Source organism: Planococcus sp. SE5232 (genome assembly GCF_050686535.1).
Classification (GTDB): domain Bacteria; phylum Bacillota; class Bacilli; order Bacillales_A; family Planococcaceae; genus Planococcus.
The window spans coordinates 1,441,764-1,459,956 of sequence record NZ_JBOGCP010000001.1 but is presented as its reverse complement, the minus strand read 5'-3'; the positions used below and the strand labels follow the sequence as shown (position 1 = coordinate 1,459,956).

Here is an 18,193-nt window from a genome sequence, read left to right as displayed (position 1 = left end):
TCCGCCTCCTAGTCCCATTCCTTCAGTTCGCCCAGAAATTGCTGGACGCGCTCTTCTGTGAATGGCTGTTTTTCAAATGACGAAACCAATTGCTGCCGTTTTTGAAATTTCTCAAACAACTGCAATTTGCGCTCATATTCTTCCAGCATCGCTTCCGTCCGCCGAATATTGTCATAGACGGCCTGACGGGTGATGTTGTATTCTTCAGCAATTTCACCCAGTGAATGGTCATCTAAATAATACAGCATCATATAGCTCCGCTGTTTAGGTGTCAGTAGCTCCTGATAGAAATCAAACAAATAATTCATGCGGGTTGTTTTTTCCAGTCCCATCATTGACGCTCACCCCATTCATACTACTGCTTAGAATACTGAAAATCCGAATAGCTGTCAAGTAATTTTACTTGTCTGCTTCAGTATCTTCCAGTTGCTGCTCTTTATCCAATCCTTCAGCAAATAAACCATAGACATATTTTTGTGCATCGAACGGCTGGAGGTCATCCAGCTTTTCGCCAAGCCCGACATATTTCACCGGAATCTTCAACTTATTGCGGATGGCCAGTACGATGCCGCCTTTTGCCGTTCCGTCCAGTTTCGTCAGGACGATGCCTGTAACGTCTGTCACTTCCTTGAACATCTGTGCCTGAATCATCGCATTTTGGCCGGTCGTGGCATCAAGAGCCAACAGGACCTCGTGAGGCGCTCCTGGTATTTCACGTGAAATGACACGGTGCACTTTCTGCAGTTCATTCATCAGGTTGACTTTGTTCTGCAGACGCCCTGCTGTATCGCAGATCAGCACATCCACTCCACGGGATTTGGCCGAACGGACAGCGTCATACATGACTGCCGCAGGGTCTGACCCTTCGCTTTGCTTGATGACATCGACGCCTACACGCTGGCCCCAGACATCCAATTGCTCAATGGCTCCGGCCCGGAATGTATCACCGGCAGCAAGCATGACGGTTTTGCCTTCACTCTTGAATCGATGAGCCATTTTACCGATAGTCGTCGTTTTGCCGACACCGTTGACACCGACCATCAAAATCACTGTCAGTCCATCAACAAAATTGATTTCATTGGTTTCCGCTTCGCCAGCCTCATAAATATCCACCAGTTTTTCAGAAATGACGGATTGGACATTGGACGTGTCCCGTACATTTTTTCGTTGCACTTCAAAACGCAATTCATCCATCAATTCGATGACCGTTTCGAAACCGACATCTGCCTGCAACAGGATCTCTTCCAATTCCTCGAAAAAGTCTTCATCGACTTTGCGGTATTTTGCTACCAGATCATTGATCTTCGATGTAAAGCCGGTACGGGTTTTGGCTAACCCTTCTTTGTATTTTTCAGTTGATTCTTCAGCCTCGGTGTTTCCGGCAAATTTATCTTTTAATTTTTTAAAGAAACTCACGTGACCACTCCTCTTTTAAATTTTCTCTTCAAGTTTAACAGACACCAATTTCGAAATCCCGGATTCCTGCATCGTAATGCCGTACAGGACGTCTGCCCCTTCCATCGTTCCTTTGCGGTGTGTAATGACGATGAATTGCGTATCTTCACTGAATTTCTTCAGGTATTGACTGTAACGCACGACATTTGATTCATCAAGCGCTGCCTCTACTTCATCGAGCACACAGAACGGCACAGGACGCACATTCAAAATCGCAAACAACAGGGCGATGGCAGTCAATGCGCGCTCTCCGCCTGACAGCAAACTTAAGTTCTGCAGCTTCTTGCCAGGCGGCTGGGCGATGATTTCAACACCTGTCAACAGCATATCCTTGGGATCGGTCAATACCAGGTCGGCAGAGCCCCCACCGAACAGCTCTTTAAAGACACGTTGGAATTGTATCCGGATAGCATGGAAGGTATCGTCGAAGCGACTGGTCATTTCCCCGTCCATCTCCCGGATCAAAGTACGCAAAGTGTCTTTTGCTTCGTTCAGATCATTGCGCTGCTCGGTCAAAAAGGCATGGCGATCGGAGACATGGTCGAATTCCTCGATGGCTCCGATATGGACAGGTCCCAACTCTTCTATGGACTGCTTCAACAGCTTCACTTTTCTGCGGACAGCTGCCTCTTCGTCCATCATCTCAAACTGCTTCGCCTGTTCGAGCGTCAACTGGTAATTGGTTTCGAGCTGGAGAATGAAACTGTGGATCTGGACGTCCAGTCGGGTCGATTTCACTTCACAGATCCGGATCGCTTCTACATATCCTTTGTAGATGCGCTGTTGTTCTTTCAGATCCTCTTCCAAACCGTTCAAACTATCCTGCTGCTCTGCCCGCTGTTCTTTCGTTTGGTTGATGGTTTGCTGGATCTGCATTTTTTTGGCAGACCAGGATTCGATTTCCTGAAGGATTTCTTCGTCAGAATAGACTTTCGCCGCTTCTTCCGATTGAATCCACTGCAGCTCTTTTTGATGCTCCTGCAGCTTACGGCTGCTTTTTTCCAGGCGTTCAAAAAGTTCAGCTTCACTGTTGGTCAACTGCAGGACGCGTTCTTTCGTCACGGCATGGAGCGATTTCTGCTCAGCTAATTTCTCCAGAACCTGATCGCGTGCCGATTCGTTCTGCTGCTTGAATAAAGTCAATTCGTCGATTTTCACCGTTATGGCGTTCAGTTCCCCGACAATATTTTCAAGCCGCACAGAAGCCGTTTCCTTGCGTTTGGTTATCTCTGTCAAATCATATTCTTTGTTTTTCTGTTCGGCTTCAAAAAGTTGGAAACGCTCGGAAGTGGTCTTTAGCACCGCTTCGATTTCACGCAGAATAATGGCATTTTCCGCTTCCATGTCCCGGTATTTTTCGCCTTCGGTCCGAAGAATCTGAATGGACTCTTCCACCGCTTTAACGTCGGCTTGTTCTTTCTGGATTGTTTTCTCCGCATTCAGGATCGTCTCTTTCAACTCTTCAGCCTGTACCAGCAATTGATCAAGCTCAGCTTTTCGTGAAAAGAATGAAGCTTGGGTTTTATTGGCACCCCCGGTCATTGATCCACCCGCGTTGACGATATCGCCTTCGAGTGTGACGACGCGGAACCGGTTGCCAGTCGCCTTGGCGATGGCCGTTGCGCCTTTCAAGTCTTCAGCGATAATGACATTGCCCAAGAGATTTTCAATGATCATTCCGTATTGCGGATCGTACTCGACCAGTTCAAATGCCATATTGATGTAGGAAGGGTGCTGACTCACAGTGGCCAATGTATGCTCCGGAATCTTTCTGGCCTTCATGACAGTCATCGGCAGGAAAGTCGAGCGGCCGGCTCTTTTTTTACGCAGGAAATCAATCGCTTCCCGGGCATGCTGTTCATTTTCGGTGATGATGTGCTGGCTCGAAGCGCCTAAAGCCGTTTCAATCGCTTTGGCGTAATTTTTTTCCACCTTGGCAATTTCAGCGACGGCTCCTCTTATTCCTGTTAAATGACCTTTTTCCCGTGCAACCAATACTTCACGGACACCCTGGAAAAAACCGGAAAAATCAGCCTCCAGTTCCTGCAGCGTTTCAATCCGTGCGCCTAATTGCTTTTGTGACTGATATGCCTGGAACAGCATGGATTGCTTCTGGTCAAACGCCTGCTTCTGCACTTGGTAAGAAGCTTCATTGTCTTTATACTGTTGGCGCTTGTCTTCTAGCAGTGTCCGGATTTCCTGGACATTCGTTTCCGCTTGGGCTTTTTCTTTCTTCAGCTTTGATAATTCAGCTGTAAAGTCTGTCCGCTGCGATGCAATGCGTCCTGTTGATTCAGACAATTGCTGTGCCTGCAAACCAATATTTTTCAATTCATTTTTGACGGTGGCCTGTTCATTCATCAAGTCGATGTAAACCGACTTGCAATTTTCGATTTCATTGTCGATATCCGCCGGAGTCCGGTTCAGCTGTTCTTCAAGCACCTTGATAGCTGTCCGAACCGTTTGCTGCTCTGCTTTACGCTCTTCCAGCAAAGCCAGCTGTTCGCTGTGTTTTTTCTTGAGGAAATCGTTCTCCAGTTTTTCTGTAGCAAGATTATCCTGCAGCTGCTGTGCCTGGCGATAGGCATTGTTTTTTTTCTCCGACATCAGCAACTTACGGCCCTGCCATTTCTCTGTCTCTGCACTGGCTTCAACAAGGGAATTTTGAGCCTGATCGATTTTACTGTCCAAATTCGACAGAGACTGGCGTGTTTTGGTGACTGTCCGTTCTTTTGTATTGATTTCCGCTGATAATTGCTGCTCTTTTTCTGAATGGCCTGCAGCGTCACGCGTCAACTGCTCCAGCTCCTGCTCCAGATTGCCCGCATCATAAGCCAATAAGGCGATATCGGCATCTTTCAGCTGCTCGTCCATATCCAGAAAATCCCTTGCCGTGGAAGCTTGAATCTGCAGCGGCTCCATACGGCCATCCAATTCATGCAGGATATCAAGCACGCGGTTAAGGTTTTCATCCGTTTCATTTAATTTTACTTCAGCTTTTTTCTTGCGCTGCTTGTATTTCAGAACACCTGCCGCTTCTTCGAAAATCGATCGGCGCTCCTCGGCTTTTGAATTCAGGATTTCATCCACGCGTCCCTGCGAAATGATGGAAAAGGCTTCTTTGCCAAGCCCGGAATCCATGAACAGATCCGTAATGTCCTTCAGCCGGCAATTTTGCTTATTCAGCAGATAGGCACTTTCTCCACTGCGAAAAACCCTTCTCGTTACGCTGACTTCACTGTAATCGAGAGGGACGCGGCCATCTGTATTGTCTAAAATTAACGTAACTTCCGCAAAGTTCAACGGTTTGCGGGAATCGCTGCCGGCAAAAATAACATCTTCCATTTTAGCGCCGCGCAGTGACTTTGCTGATTGTTCTCCGAGCACCCAACGGATGGCATCGGTGACATTGCTCTTGCCGCTGCCATTTGGTCCGACGACGGCTGTGACTCCGGGCACAAAATCAATGCCGATTCGATCAGCAAATGATTTGAACCCCATGACTTCCAATCTTTTCAAAAACATTGTTACTCCTCCGCCGCTTCCTGCAATTTACGGATCGCCAGTTGCGCTGCCTGCTGTTCCGCCTCTTTTTTCGACCGGCCATTGCCGACTCCGAGTTCCTGCTCTGCAAGAGAAACACGCGTCACAAATACACGGCTATGGGCAGGTCCGATTTCATCAATGATTTCATAATTCAATACTCCTGTATTTTTCTGCTGAACCAATTCCTGCAATTGGCTCTTATAATCCATCACATGCGAAAAAGCACCGATTTCCACTTTTGGGAACAAAACCATTTCCAAAAATGCGACAACAGGTTCCAATCCTTGGTCTAGGTAAAGTGCGCCGATATACGACTCAAAAACATCAGCCAGCAACGCTGGACGTGTTCTGCCGCCAGTCAACTCTTCCCCTTTGCCCAGAAGGATGTATTTGCCGAAACCAAGTTCGTTGGCAAATAAAACCAGTGAAGGTTCACACACGATCGCTGCACGCAGCTTCGTCAATTCCCCTTCGCTCATGTCTGGATATTTCATATACAGGTAATGCGAAACGGATAATTCCAATACCGCATCCCCCAGAAATTCCAAACGCTCGTTGTCGGTGAATTGTTTTCTTCGATGCTCATTCACATAAGATGAATGCGTGAAAGCTTGATACAACAATGCAGGCTTGTTGAATGAAACATTCAACTCTTTTTGCAATTGTTCAAATGCCGCTTTGGCGCTTTCTTTTATGACGCCGGGTTTCTGGTGATTTGCTTTTTTATTCATTGCCATTTTTTATCTGCCTTCCTTTGTGTACTTCCGTCAATTTTACCTTTTTTTCAGCTATTGTGCAAAAAGAGAATTGACGCACAACTGCTTAGTATAACAGCAATTGTGCGTCAATGGTTGTTTAAGTATTTGCGTGCGGCAGAAGGATCTATTGATCGTTTCTGCTTTTTTTGGTGTCCAGCTTCAGCGATCAGACCCTCGGGGTCATAAGTCACGTCGACTATGCGGCAAAAACACGCCGCTTCGTCGACGCGCCTTATGCCTGTCGGGTCTTAACGATCGCTTCGGCTTTTCTTTGCTTATGCTTGCTTCTTCTCGATATACGTTACTGCGTCGCCTACTGTAGCCATGTTCTCAGCGTCTTCGTCAGAAATTTCCATATCGAATTCATCTTCAAGTTCCATAACCAATTCCACTACGTCCAATGAATCTGCACCTAGGTCACCGGTAAATGAAGCTTCAAGTTTCACTTCGCTCTCTTCTACACCTAGACGATCCACGATTACTTTAGTTACTCTCTCTAATACTGTTGACAATGTCGTCACCTCCCCTCAAATCAGTATACAAAAAACTTTCTTACATGACCATGCCGCCATCCAGATGGAGTGTTTGGCCGGTCATATAGGACGCATCGTCAGAAGCCAGGAAGAGTGCTGCTTTTGCAACATCTTCAGGAGCTCCGAAACGACCCAATGGAATTTGACCCAGCATAGCTTTTTGGACTTCTTCAGTCAACTGGTCCGTCATATCCGTTGTAATGAATCCAGGCGCTACAGCATTTGCCGTAATGCCCCGAGTCGCCAATTCGCGTGCTGTGGTCTTGGTCAAACCGATGACCCCGGCTTTAGACGCGACGTAGTTTGCCTGCCCTGCATTGCCCATGACGCCTACGATGGATGCGATGTTGATGATCCGTCCTGCGCGTTGTTTCATCATTTGGCGCGTTACTGCTTTTGTACAGACAAAAACGCCTTTTAAGTTGGTATTGATGACATCGTCCCATTCATCGTCTTTCATCCGCATCATGAGATTATCACGGGTGATTCCGGCGTTATTCACCAAAATATCTACTGATCCGAAAGCCTTCATTGTTTCATCGACCATCGCTTTGACCGATTCCGAGTCCGAGACATTGGCTTTGACCGCAATCGCTTCTCCGCCATTTGCTTGAATTTCGGCAACAACTGCCTCTGCTTTTTCCTGGCTGCCGCTGTAATTGACGACCACTTTGGCGCCGTCAGCTGCAAATTTACGGGCGATTTCCGCTCCGATTCCGCGTGATGCTCCTGTAATGATGGCTGTTTTCCCTGCCAGTTTACTCATTTCGCCAACTCCTCTACCGCTTTTTCGAATGACTCCAAATCATAGACCGGCAAAGTTTTCACTGAGCGATCAATTTTTTTCACCAGGCCGCTCAATACTTTCCCCGGACCGATTTCAATGAATACCGTGACACCAAGATCGATCATTTCACGGACAGACTGTTCCCACAGTACCGGTGAATACAATTGTCGAACAAGAAGATCCTGGATTTGAGTGGCGTTGGTTTCCGCTTTTGCGGTGACATTCGAGACCACCGGCACTTTCGCATCCAACAGAAACGAATTACTTAATTCTTTCGCTAAATCCTGAGACGCTGAACGCATCAATTCAGAATGGAATGGTCCGCTGACATCAAGTGGAATTGCCCGTTTAGCACCGCGCTCTTTGGCAACCAGACAGGCTTGCTCCACGCCGGCTTTTGTTCCGGAAATGACGATTTGCCCCGGACAGTTTAGATTGGCCAACTGAACGACACCCGTCGTGTCCGTCACTTCGTTCGTCACTTTCTCCAGCTCATCACTTTCCATTCCCAAAATGGCTGCCATCGTTCCTTCTCCAGCCGGAAAAGCGGTATTCATGAACAAACCGCGTTTATGTACAATATTGACCGCCATCGGAAATTCCATCACATTTGAAGTCACTAATGCGCTGTACTCACCAAGGCTGTGCCCAGCTGTATAATCGGGTCTGATGCCCGCGCGGATCAGCCGTTCCGTAATCATTGAACTGACGGTTAACAAAGCCGGTTGGGCATGATATGTCAGTGTCAATTCTTCCTGTGGCCCTTCAAGCATCAGCTTGGACAATTTAAGATCAAGCGCCTGATCTGCACTTTCGAAAAAATTGCGGCTCGTATCATCCGCCAAAAAGCTTTCGCCCATTCCGACTGTCTGCGATCCTTGTCCGGGATATATAAATGCAATTTTAGTCTTCATGTAATGTCTCCTTTTTCAACGTACTGTAGATTGTGCCCGTTACATCGAACTCCACCATTGTGCGTGTTTGGCGTATGGCATTATATAAGGCCGTAGCATTTGACGAACCATGTGCTTTAATAACAGGCGCCTTCAAGCCGAATAGTCCTGCGCCGCCATATTCGCTGTAATCCAGCATGCCTTTGAGGCCTTTCATATCATCTTTGACCAAAAAAGCTGCCACTTTGGTTTTGGCCGAGCTCATAAAGACGCCTTTGATCATTGCGAAGACATTCATTGCCGTGCCCTCAATCGTCTTCAACACCATATTTCCGGTAAAGCCGTCAGTGACCACCACATCAGCCACACCGTTGAGCAAATCACGCGATTCCACGTTGCCGATAAAATTAACCGGCGCTTCTTTCAATAAAGGAAAAGCAGCTTTCGTCAAATCATTGCCTTTTTTCTCTTCTGTTCCGATATTCAGTAAACCGACTGTCGGATTTTGTATGCCGCGGACTTTCTCAGCATAGATGCTTCCCATGACGGCATATTGCACGAGATGTTCCGGCCGTGCTTCTGCATTGGCGCCCATATCCAGCATGACGAATCCTGTTCCGTCGATGGTCGGCAATGTTGGAGCAAGTGCCGGCCGGTCCACGCCTTCAATGCGGCCTACGATGAACAGACCTGCTGACATAAGCGCTCCTGTGTTGCCTGCAGAAACACAGGCATCTGCTTGGCCATCTTTTACCGACTGTGCCATACGAACCATGGAAGCGTCTTTTTTCCGTTTCACTGAACGGACAGGATCATCTTCTGATTCAATCACTTCTTCACAATGGACGATTGTCAGGCGTTCATGTTCCTTCAGGAATTCCTGCATCTTCTCCTGATGGCCAAAAAGTTGGATTTCGATATCTGAAAACTCATCCAACGCTTTATAGACCCCTGCGATAATTTCTTTTGGGGCGTTGTCTCCACCCATTGCATCTACAGCAATTTTCATTTTTCGTCACCTTCACTTTGCTCAGTCATTCGATACATTTCAAATGTGCCGATAAAAACCGTCTGTTGTTCGACAGAAGATACCACTTTCACAAACGCCCTGTTTTTTTCAGGCTGGCTCTCGATCACTTCCGCTTTTGCAACAACACGCTGTCCTGCTGTTACCGGACGCAGAAACTGCAGCTCCGATTTCACGGTAAGTGCTAGCTCCTCATTCATCACCGCTACTGCCAAAGAATTGGCTTGTGCAAATAAATGATGGCCTCTGGCAATCTGATTGCGCTGAAAAACATGCTCCGGTTTTACATCGAAAATTGAAATCGCTTTGTTATCCAGTTCAATATCGATAATCTCTCCGATCACTTCATCGATCGGCAAAGATTTTACTTCATCTTCAAATGTCTTCACGGCTACGTGTTTGATGCGTTCCCGCAATTCCGGAATGGCAAGCTCCATCCGATCTAAGCGGATCGTCTGAACACTGACATCAAATTCCACTGACAGTTCTTCATCCGTCACAAATGGATTATCTTTTATAGAGTCTTTCAACGCCTGTTGCCGTTGTTTTTTAGGTCTTCTCACTATGTCACCGCCCGCTATTAGCACTTGGTACTAACATCAGTATATAAATAACAAAAAAAGAATGCAAGGAAAATCATGGTCCCTGCATCCTTAATCCAATCTGCCACCGGACAATACACCTGATTGCTCTATTTGCTGCCGCAGACAACGCATGTCTTCAGCATGCCAGAATTCTTCGCTGCCGATCAATTTTTCAGCGTCTTTCCTGGCTGTTTCAAGCGCCCGGTAATCATGGACCAAATCAGCCATTTTAAATTCCGGGATCCCACTTTGCTTACGGCCGAAAAAGTCACCCGGGCCTCTCAGCTGCAGATCTTTCTCCGCCAGCACGAAACCGTCATTGGTTTCGGTCATGGTGGTCATCCGCTCTTTTCCAATTTCTGTTTTCGGATCCGCCAGCAGGACACAATAGGACTGTTCGCTGCCCCGTCCGACACGCCCCCGCAACTGATGCAACTGGGACAAGCCAAAACGCTCAGCATCATAGATCAGCATAAACGAAGCATTCGGCACGTTGACGCCGACCTCTACAACCGTCGTTGACACCAATACATCGATTTTGCCTTCTGTGAACTCACGCATCGTCTGTTCTTTTTCATCTGAATGCAGGCGGCCATGCATCAAACCGACACTAAACCGATCCTTGAAATACATCGCCAGCTGCTGGTATAGGTCCACGGCGTTCTGATAATCGAGTTTATCCGATTCTTCAATCAGCGGACAAATGACGTAAGCTTGCCGTCCAGCCGACAACTCTTTTTCCATCCGGCCGACAATTTTGCCGAACATGTCTTTTTTCATCCAGTAGGTTTCAATTTCTTTTCGGCCAACCGGCATCTCGTCGATGACCGACACGTCCATTTCCCCGAAAGCAGAAATCGCCAAGGTCCGTGGAATCGGCGTCGCCGTCATAAACAGCACGTCGGGATTATAGCCCTTGTCTTTCAGCACACGCCGCTGATCCACCCCAAAACGATGCTGCTCGTCCGTAATGACGAGCCCCAGTTTATGGAACTGCACTTCGGGCTGGATCAACGCATGGGTGCCGATCAACAGATCAATTTCTCCAGCAGCCAACTGCTGGAGGATCAATTGTCGCTTTTTGCCTTTGACCGAACCGGTCAACAGCGCGATATTCAAGGAAAACGGCCGGAACCACTGCTCCAATGTATTGGCATGCTGTTCAGCCAGTATTTCAGTCGGCGCCATTAAGGCGCCCTGAAGTCCCGCGGTATGGGCTGCATATAACGCAATTGCCGCCACCACCGTTTTACCGGAACCCACATCCCCTTGCAGCAGACGGTTCATGCGGAACGGCTCTTTCATGTCTTTACAGATTTCATTGACCACCCGTTTTTGCGCCGCCGTCAAATCGAAAGGCAGATCTTCAATGAAAGCCTTCAAGCGATCCAGGTCATAGTCGATGAAAGAGCCGCCTTCTTCCTCACGGTTCTTTTTGCGCAGCGCCTGCATCTTCAACTGAAACACCAACAATTCTTCGTAGACAAAACGCCGGCGTGCTTGTTTGACCGCTTCGCCGTCTGGTGGAAAGTGAACCCATTCCAAGGCATCTTGAATCGGAGCCAGTTGATAGGCTTCAACAAAACTGTTCGGCAGGCAGTCTTCTATATCTTCTTTCGCCAGATCAAGTGCCTGCCGCATCAGTTTGCGGAAGGTTTTTTGATGGATGCTGCCTTTCAGGCTGTAGACGGGTTCAAAATCCGCTCCATCGGTCCGCGGACCGATGGAATGGCTCGATACGGTAATCACCTGACGGCCGCGGTCCCATTTTCCGGTTAAGGTGATGATTTCACCCAAATGCAATTTGGCTTTTACATAGGGCTGGTTGAAGAAGATCGCTTTGATCAGATGGCGGCCTACCAATACGCGAACTTGAGTTCGGGATTTTTTCTTGCCTAAAAAAAGGACGGAAGGCTCGCTTTCAACCCTTCCCTCCACGGTAACGCGTTCATTATGAGGCGTGTCCGCCAAATCTTTCAGTTGAAAGTCTTCATGGCGATACGGAAATGTCATGATCAAGTCATGGATGGTTTCGATTTTCATTTCCTGCAAGGTTTCTGCGGCTTGCTTGCCTACCCCTTTTAATGTGGCGACAGAATCTCTACTGCCCACTTCCGACAACTGCTCCCCCGAAAATTTTGGACTCGAGCCATTTTCCGGTAGGAGTTGCGGCAAGTCCGCCTTTTGCGGTTTCCCTTAACGCACTCGGCATGGATTGGCCGATTTCAAACATCGCACCGATGACTTCATCACACGGGATGCGGCTGGTGACACCGGCTAACGCCATATCCGCAGCCACTACTGCATTGGCTGCTCCCATCGCATTGCGCTTCACACATGGCACTTCCACTAATCCCGCCACTGGATCGCAGACCAGGCCAAGCATATTTTTCATCGTAATTGCAAATGCTTCCGAACTTTGCTGCGGTGTGCCGCCGGCCATCTCAATAATAGCTGCTGACGCCATTCCTGCAGCAGAACCCACTTCTGCCTGGCAACCGCCGGCAGCTCCTGAAATCGATGCGTTATTTGCCACAACGAATCCGAAAGCTCCTGCCGTGAATAGATAACGGATCATTTGCTCTCTTGTCGGGTTCAATTTATTCTGTACAGCAAATAATGTGCCTGGCACAACTCCCGCAGATCCTGCTGTCGGTGTCGCACAGATGGTGCCCATTGCTGCGTTGACTTCATTGGTCGCCACCGCTTTGCTGACTGCGTCAATCAACAGATCTCCGGACAGTGTATTGCCTTTTTCACGATAAGCCTGCAACAGCACGGCATCGCCGCCTGTCAGACCGGAAACTGAATGTACACCTTTCAGCCCTTTTTCCACAGCCTCTTCCATGACCGTCAAATTCCGGTCCATCTGAATCATGATATCTTCACGCGAACGGTCCGTCATGAGCATTTCCTGCTCTATCATGATTTCTGAAATCAGCTTCTGCTCTTTTTCAGCCCGTTCAACCAATTCTCTAACATTACGGAATAAAGCTTCCATTGTTATAACCCTCCAATTTAATCGGCGATTCTTGTCACCTGCGTGATATTCGGAAGTTCCGTCAATTCATCCATCACTTCTTTATCCACGTTTTGGTCCACTTCGATGACCATCAGCGCCATATGCCCTTTTTCTTTACGGGACACTTCCATATGCCCGATATTGATGTCATATTTGTATAGGCAGTTCGCGACATTCGCGATGCAGCCTGAACGGTCTTCATGAACAACAAGAATGGCCGGGTGATTACCCGATAAACGAAGCGGGAAACCATTCAACTCTGTAATTTCGATTTTTCCGCCGCCAATTGAAATGCCCATCATCGACATCTCGGATTCTTGGTCCCCAATGACGATGCGCGCTGTGTTCGGATGGTCGACATGTCCCGTTTCAGGAATGAATTCATAGGACATACCTGCTTTTTGCGCTTCCTCAAACGAGGTTTTGATGCGCTCATCAAAGGTATCGTAATCTAATAAGCCTCCAATGATGGCGACATCCGTGCTATGCCCTTTATAAGTCTCCGCGAATGAACCATAAAGATGTACTCTTGCCCATTCCGGCTGTCTACCAAATAAATCCCTCGCTACTCTTCCGATGCGGGCTGCTCCCGCAGTATGCGAAGAAGATGGTCCGATCATGACTGGACCGATTATATCAAAAACAGATTTGAACTTCATGGCTCAAACCCCTCACTTTCGGTTACGTATACCAATAGTTTACATGATTTCGGCATATTAAACAAAAATAAAAAAGCGCATACATTCGTATGCGCCTCAACTTTAATTTCAGACTATTCATTTGAGCATAAAAACTATTCTACAGCAAGTATAAACGGATACAAAGGCTGCTTGCCGTTATGGATTTCGACTTCAACTTCGCTGTTGAGCGATTCGATGAATTCACCCAGTTTTTCAGCATCCGCCTCTGTAACGTCTTCTCCAAACAGGATCGTCACGATTTCGGCTTCACTGTCCACCAGTTTTTTAGCCAGTTCTTCTGTTACCCGTTCCAGGCTGCGGTCAGAGACTACGATCTTGCCTTCGGAAATGCCCATGAAGTCATCTTTTTTGATGCCGACTCCGTCGATTGATGTATCACGGACCGCAAATGTCACTGAACCTGACTTCACGTGTTTTGAAGCACTCGCCATGGCAGCTTGATTGTCCTCCACGGATGCGCCAGGATTAAAGGCCAGCAATGCTGACATGCCTTGGGGCACATCTTTTGTCGGCACAACAGCCGCTTCGATATCCAAAAGTTCAGCCGCCTGTTCTGCAGCCATGATGATGTTTTTATTGTTCGGCAAAATCAGTACACGTTCCGCACCAATCGACTTGACCGCATTGACGATATCTTCCGTCGAAGGGTTCATGGTCTGTCCGCCTTCGATGACATACGATGCGCCGATGCTGCGAAGCAATTCAGCGATTCCTTCGCCCATTGCAACCGTCACGACGGCATAAGGGTGAACGGCTTCTTGTTTTGGCGCATTTTTTTGGAAGTCTTCGCCGACAATATCGATATGCTGCTGGCGCATATTTTCTATTTTCATGCTGATCAAGCTTCCGTAGTCCTGGCCATATGTAAGCACTTTTCCTGGTTCTTCCGAATGGATATGGATCTTCGCAATCTCGTCATCCGCGATGACCAGCAACGAATCCCCATACTCACTCAAATCAGAACGGAATAAAGCTTCGTTAAACTCTTTTTTGCCATCTTCGAACTTCACCATAAACTCCGTGCAATAACCGAATTCAATATCGGCCGTATCCATAAAACTGGCGATGTTCTTGTGGTGTTCTGCGCTGACCAGATCCGTCATTGAATTATGTGCGTGTTTCTCTGGAAGCTCTTCACCTTTCAATGAAGCCAGAAAGCCTTCATAAACATAGACAAGGCCTTGCCCACCACTGTCGACGACGCCCACTTCTTTTAGGACAGGCAAGAGGTCTGGCGTCCGCTCCAAAGAAGCTTTTGCTTCTGTAACGACAGCTTCAAACCAAACGATGATATCCTCTTCCGTTTTTGACGCTTCCATGCCTTTGGCAGCCGCATCTTTTGCGACTGTCAAAATTGTACCTTCAACCGGCTTCATGACTGCTTTATAAGCTGTTTCGACACCATGCTGAAGAGCTTCTGCAAACTTAAGCGCTGTCAATTCCGGCTCTGACGCGATGTATTTGCCGAAGCCTCTAAATAGCTGTGAAAGAATAACGCCCGAATTTCCGCGTGCTCCCATCAACAGCCCTTTGGAAAGAGCGCTTGCTGTCTTGCCGATATGCTCTTCTGCTTGAGCGGTTGTTTCTTTCGCTCCAGAAGTCATTGATAAATTCATATTTGTTCCCGTATCACCATCAGGGACCGGAAAAACATTTAGTGCATCTACATAATCCGCATTTTGAAAAAGATGATGGGATCCCATCTGTACCATTTCCGCGAACTTCACTCCGTTTAATGACTTCATAACCGTTTCTTCCTCCTCCTACGGGTTCGTTACACGAACTCCCTGGACAAAAATGTTTACTGCTTTAACTGACATACCCAATGTTTTGTTAATCGTATATTTTACTTTGGACTGGACTTGATAAGCCACTTCGGAAATTTTCGTGCCATAGCTGATGATGACATACATGTCTACCACCAAATCTTCGCCTTCTTGGCGCACAAGAACTCCTTTAGCGAAGTTTTCTTTGCGAAGGATATCCGTCAGGCCGTCGCGTATTTGATGTTTCGTCGCCATGCCTACAATCCCGTAGCATTCAATTGCGGCACCGCCTGCTATTTGAGCAATTACATCATTGGAAATATCGATTTGACCATATTCGTTCTTTAATTCAATCGACATTGAAATTCCTCCTTGAGTCCTATTTCACTCTTTTCATTCTACCTTAAACCTTTATAGAAGAAAAGCCGCCGTTTGAGGGTGTAAAGGTTTTTTTCTTTAAACACCCCCAAATATAGTTGCAAACCCAATATGTCTGTGGTAAATTATTAAAGTATGTGAAACGAAAAACGAACTGGAATTCTATTATAATTTTCAGCTTCACTTGTGAGGAGGGACTTACATGCCTAAAGTATGTGCAATTAGTGGACGTAAAGCTCGTGCGGGAAATGCCCGTTCGCACGCAATGAATTCGACAAAACGTACATGGGGAGCAAACCTTCAAAAAGTTCGCATCCTTGTAGACGGCAAGCCGAAACGTGTATGGGTTTCTGCAAGAGCAATGAAATCAGGAAAAGTTGAGCGCGTTTAATCGCTCATCGATAATGCCGGTGCTGATCTAATCAGCCCGGCATTTTTTCGTTGCCTAAAGAAGAACATGCACATGTTGATTCAACTAAAATAGAAACAGGCAACGAAAAGAATTATCTTCTCGTTGCCTGTTTCTATTTACTTTAAGGAAGCTTTTGAGCGTCTGAACTTTCCATCATGAGGCATTGGCCGCTCTGGATGGCCACACTTCCACTTCCCAGCAGTTCATTGCTGACAAAGCGTGTCGTGCCGAAAGGAATGGCTTCATTCGTGACAGGGTATTTAAATCCAGTCAAGGTCAACCCTTTTATTTCTTCAGCAAAAGGATAAAAGGATACGTAGCGGTAATGCGGATCCTTTTCAACGGCATGCGTGCCTGGACTCAGGAAACGGATGCGGTTCTGGTTATTCAACAGGAGAAAACGGGTGTCGGGATATTCCTGCTGGTACTGATACACAATATGCAAGGCGCTCATGTAATGGTCCAGCCGCCCGCCTGTCACTCCGGCCAGTATGACCTGTTCCGGCTGATGCGACATTGCCACCTCAAGCCCCAGCTCTGTATCGGATTGTTCTTTTTCTGAGGGGGAGCGTGCCATTTCAGGAAAGATCGCCAGTATCTTCTCATAATCTTCAGCTGTCACCGAGTCGAAATCACCAACCGCTGCCGTTGGATGAATCCCTTTTTCCAACAGGACGAGCGTCCCGGAATCGATTCCGATATAGAGGGCTTCCGGAAAAAAAGAGAAATCCGGCAGTTCACCTGCCGGACCTCCTGCGATTAGAATGACGTTCACGAAATCGCCTCTTCTCCTGCTTTCCTGATTGCCTGTAGCGCTTGCGTCCGGTCTTTTTTACTGTAGATGGCTGAACCTGCTACAAAGACAGTCGCTCCCGCTTCTGCACACGGTATGATAGTTTCTTCATTGATGCCGCCGTCAATTTCAATTTCGATGGACAGGCCTTTCTCTTTGATGATGTCAGACAGTTGTTTGACTTTCGGTACAACCGAATGGATGAATTTCTGTCCGCCAAAGCCTGGATTAACGGTCATGAACAGGACCAAGTCGATATCTTCAAGAACATGCTGAATCGTTTCGATCGGCGTATGGGGGTTCAAGACGACACCCGGCTTGACACCAAACGACCGGATCAATTGGATGGTCCGATGCAAATGAGGGCAGGCCTCTACATGGACAGTGATGAAGTCAGCGCCGGCTTTTGCAAACTCCTCAATGTATTGATCCGGGTTTTGAATCATCAGATGGACATCCATCGGCAATTTGGTTAATGGCCGGATCGCATTTAAAACAATCGGCCCGAATGAAATATTCGGTACGAAATGGCCGTCCATGACATCGACATGGATCCAATCCGCTCCTGCTTTTTCCACTTCTAAAACTTCTTCTCCAAGTTTCGCAAAATCTGCTGCTAGAATAGACGGTGCAATTTTAATCATTTGAATACCTCGGCTTTCGGCTCATGATTTCTTCTAGAAATTTCAGGTAATGCTTGTAACGGTAATCCGGGATTTCCTTTGCCTCAACGGCAGCTTTGATGGCGCATTTCGGTTCGTTCATATGCAGGCATTCACGGAATTTGCAGGCATTGGAACGTGAAGCGAATTCCGGAAAACATGCGGACAGTTCTTCCCGCTCCATCGTTTCAAAGTCAAACGAACTGAAGCCTGGCGTGTCGGCCAATAAGCCATCGTTCACGGCAATCAGTTCCACATGCCGCGTCGTATGCTTACCTCGGTTCAACGCTTTGGAGATATCGTCCGTCTTCAGCTCCAATGACGGCAAGATGGTATTCAGCAAAGTCGACTTGCCGACTCCGGATTGGCCTGCCAACACACTGATTTTGCCTTCAAGAACTGGCATCAGACGGTCTTTTAAAGCTGGATCATCAATGAAAGTCGGAATCACTTCGTAGCCGATCTTCTCATAATCTTTTATATAGTGTTGAATTTTTTCTTTCTCCGACTCTTCCAAGAGATCCATTTTTGTCAGACAAATGATGGGTTGAATCGAATTGGATTCGATAGCTGTTAAAAAGCGGTCCAATAATAAGGGATGAAAATCAGGTTGCTTGGCTGAAAACACCAGGATTGCCTGATCAACATTCGTAATTGGCGGACGCACCAACTCATTTTTCCGTTCATAGACGTGCAGGATTGTTCCTTCCAAGTCATTATCGGCTTTATAATCGACGTAATCCCCGACCAAAGGCGTGATTTGGCGATTGCGGAAAACTCCGCGCCCACGGCATTGAATGTAACGTTCGCCATCTTCATCCAATACATAATAAAATCCGCTCAATGCTTTTCTGATTTGACCTTTCGGCATCTTTT

The 18,193-nt window shown here is 47.3% G+C and carries 18 protein-coding genes; 1 reads left to right on the top strand and 17 read right to left on the bottom strand.

The features are described 5' to 3' along the window. Positions 1 to 8 precede the first annotated feature (8 nt). From ACRC6Q_RS06825 to ACRC6Q_RS06760, 14 genes are all read right to left on the bottom strand, one after another. The gene (locus tag ACRC6Q_RS06825; protein ID WP_006828274.1) at positions 9 to 332 is read right to left on the bottom strand and encodes a putative DNA-binding protein; all 324 of its coding nucleotides are present in this window, start codon (positions 330 to 332) and stop codon (positions 9 to 11) included. A gap of 67 nt (positions 333 to 399) precedes the next feature. Further along, positions 400 to 1,416, bottom strand: coding sequence for a signal recognition particle-docking protein FtsY (gene ftsY, locus ACRC6Q_RS06820; RefSeq protein WP_431466105.1), 1,017 nt, complete (start codon positions 1,414 to 1,416; stop codon positions 400 to 402). A gap of 15 nt (positions 1,417 to 1,431) precedes the next feature. Further along, entirely contained in the window at positions 1,432 to 4,980 is a 3,549-nt protein-coding gene (gene smc, locus ACRC6Q_RS06815) for a chromosome segregation protein SMC (RefSeq protein ID WP_431466104.1), read from the bottom strand. 2 nt (positions 4,981 to 4,982) lie between these two features. Further along, on the bottom strand, positions 4,983 to 5,738 hold the full coding sequence (gene rnc / locus ACRC6Q_RS06810) for a ribonuclease III (protein ID WP_298828523.1): 756 nt from the start codon (positions 5,736 to 5,738) through the stop codon (positions 4,983 to 4,985). Positions 5,739 to 6,034: 296 nt separating this feature from the next. Further along, positions 6,035 to 6,271, bottom strand: a complete 237-nt coding sequence (locus tag ACRC6Q_RS06805) for an acyl carrier protein (RefSeq protein WP_223633286.1) — start codon at positions 6,269 to 6,271, stop codon at positions 6,035 to 6,037. Positions 6,272 to 6,311: 40 nt separating this feature from the next. Beyond that, entirely contained in the window at positions 6,312 to 7,058 is a 747-nt protein-coding gene (gene fabG, locus ACRC6Q_RS06800; protein WP_223633287.1) for a 3-oxoacyl-[acyl-carrier-protein] reductase, read from the bottom strand. After that, positions 7,055 to 7,993, bottom strand: a complete 939-nt coding sequence (gene fabD / locus ACRC6Q_RS06795) for an ACP S-malonyltransferase (protein WP_394120556.1) — start codon at positions 7,991 to 7,993, stop codon at positions 7,055 to 7,057. Before fabD ends, fabG begins: the two co-directional genes overlap by 4 nt. Then, a complete protein-coding gene (gene plsX / locus ACRC6Q_RS06790) occupies positions 7,983 to 8,981 on the bottom strand; it encodes a phosphate acyltransferase PlsX (RefSeq protein ID WP_223633292.1) in 999 nt (332 codons plus the stop codon). Before plsX ends, fabD begins: the two co-directional genes overlap by 11 nt. After that, positions 8,978 to 9,562: a transcription factor FapR gene (gene fapR / locus ACRC6Q_RS06785; RefSeq protein WP_298826178.1), complete on the bottom strand. Its 585-nt coding sequence runs from the start codon at positions 9,560 to 9,562 to the stop codon at positions 8,978 to 8,980. The genes plsX and fapR overlap by 4 nt, the downstream gene beginning before the upstream one ends. Before the next feature lie 90 nt (positions 9,563 to 9,652). Then, on the bottom strand, positions 9,653 to 11,695 hold the full coding sequence (recG, locus tag ACRC6Q_RS06780) for an ATP-dependent DNA helicase RecG (protein WP_431466103.1): 2,043 nt from the start codon (positions 11,693 to 11,695) through the stop codon (positions 9,653 to 9,655). Next, positions 11,685 to 12,584, bottom strand: a complete 900-nt coding sequence (gene sdaAA / locus ACRC6Q_RS06775; RefSeq protein ID WP_223633297.1) for an L-serine ammonia-lyase, iron-sulfur-dependent, subunit alpha — start codon at positions 12,582 to 12,584, stop codon at positions 11,685 to 11,687. Before sdaAA ends, recG begins: the two co-directional genes overlap by 11 nt. 17 nt (positions 12,585 to 12,601) lie before the next feature. Then, positions 12,602 to 13,264, bottom strand: a complete 663-nt coding sequence (gene sdaAB / locus ACRC6Q_RS06770; RefSeq protein ID WP_223633299.1) for an L-serine ammonia-lyase, iron-sulfur-dependent subunit beta — start codon at positions 13,262 to 13,264, stop codon at positions 12,602 to 12,604. Positions 13,265 to 13,398: 134 nt separating this feature from the next. Beyond that, positions 13,399 to 15,051, bottom strand: coding sequence for a DAK2 domain-containing protein (locus tag ACRC6Q_RS06765; protein WP_223633301.1), 1,653 nt, complete (start codon positions 15,049 to 15,051; stop codon positions 13,399 to 13,401). An 18-nt stretch (positions 15,052 to 15,069) separates the two neighbouring features. After that, positions 15,070 to 15,432: an Asp23/Gls24 family envelope stress response protein gene (locus ACRC6Q_RS06760; RefSeq protein WP_223633303.1), complete on the bottom strand. Its 363-nt coding sequence runs from the start codon at positions 15,430 to 15,432 to the stop codon at positions 15,070 to 15,072. Positions 15,433 to 15,652: 220 nt separating this feature from the next. Between ACRC6Q_RS06760 and rpmB the strand changes: the two genes are divergently transcribed. Beyond that, positions 15,653 to 15,841 carry a 50S ribosomal protein L28 gene (rpmB, locus tag ACRC6Q_RS06755; RefSeq protein WP_049693306.1) on the top strand — a complete coding sequence of 63 codons (189 nt, stop codon included), beginning with the start codon at positions 15,653 to 15,655 and terminating at the stop codon, positions 15,839 to 15,841. A 142-nt stretch (positions 15,842 to 15,983) separates the two neighbouring features. Here rpmB and ACRC6Q_RS06750 read toward each other — a convergent pair whose 3' ends face one another. From ACRC6Q_RS06750 to rsgA, 3 genes are read right to left on the bottom strand one after another with little or no spacing between them, the layout of a single operon-like run. Further along, entirely contained in the window at positions 15,984 to 16,637 is a 654-nt protein-coding gene (locus ACRC6Q_RS06750; protein WP_431466102.1) for a thiamine diphosphokinase, read from the bottom strand. Continuing rightward, a complete protein-coding gene (rpe, locus tag ACRC6Q_RS06745; protein WP_431466101.1) occupies positions 16,634 to 17,299 on the bottom strand; it encodes a ribulose-phosphate 3-epimerase in 666 nt (221 codons plus the stop codon). Before rpe ends, ACRC6Q_RS06750 begins: the two co-directional genes overlap by 4 nt. Continuing rightward, positions 17,292 to 18,188 carry a ribosome small subunit-dependent GTPase A gene (gene rsgA / locus ACRC6Q_RS06740; RefSeq protein WP_431466100.1) on the bottom strand — a complete coding sequence of 299 codons (897 nt, stop codon included), beginning with the start codon at positions 18,186 to 18,188 and terminating at the stop codon, positions 17,292 to 17,294. Before rsgA ends, rpe begins: the two co-directional genes overlap by 8 nt. Positions 18,189 to 18,193: the final 5 nt, after the last annotated feature.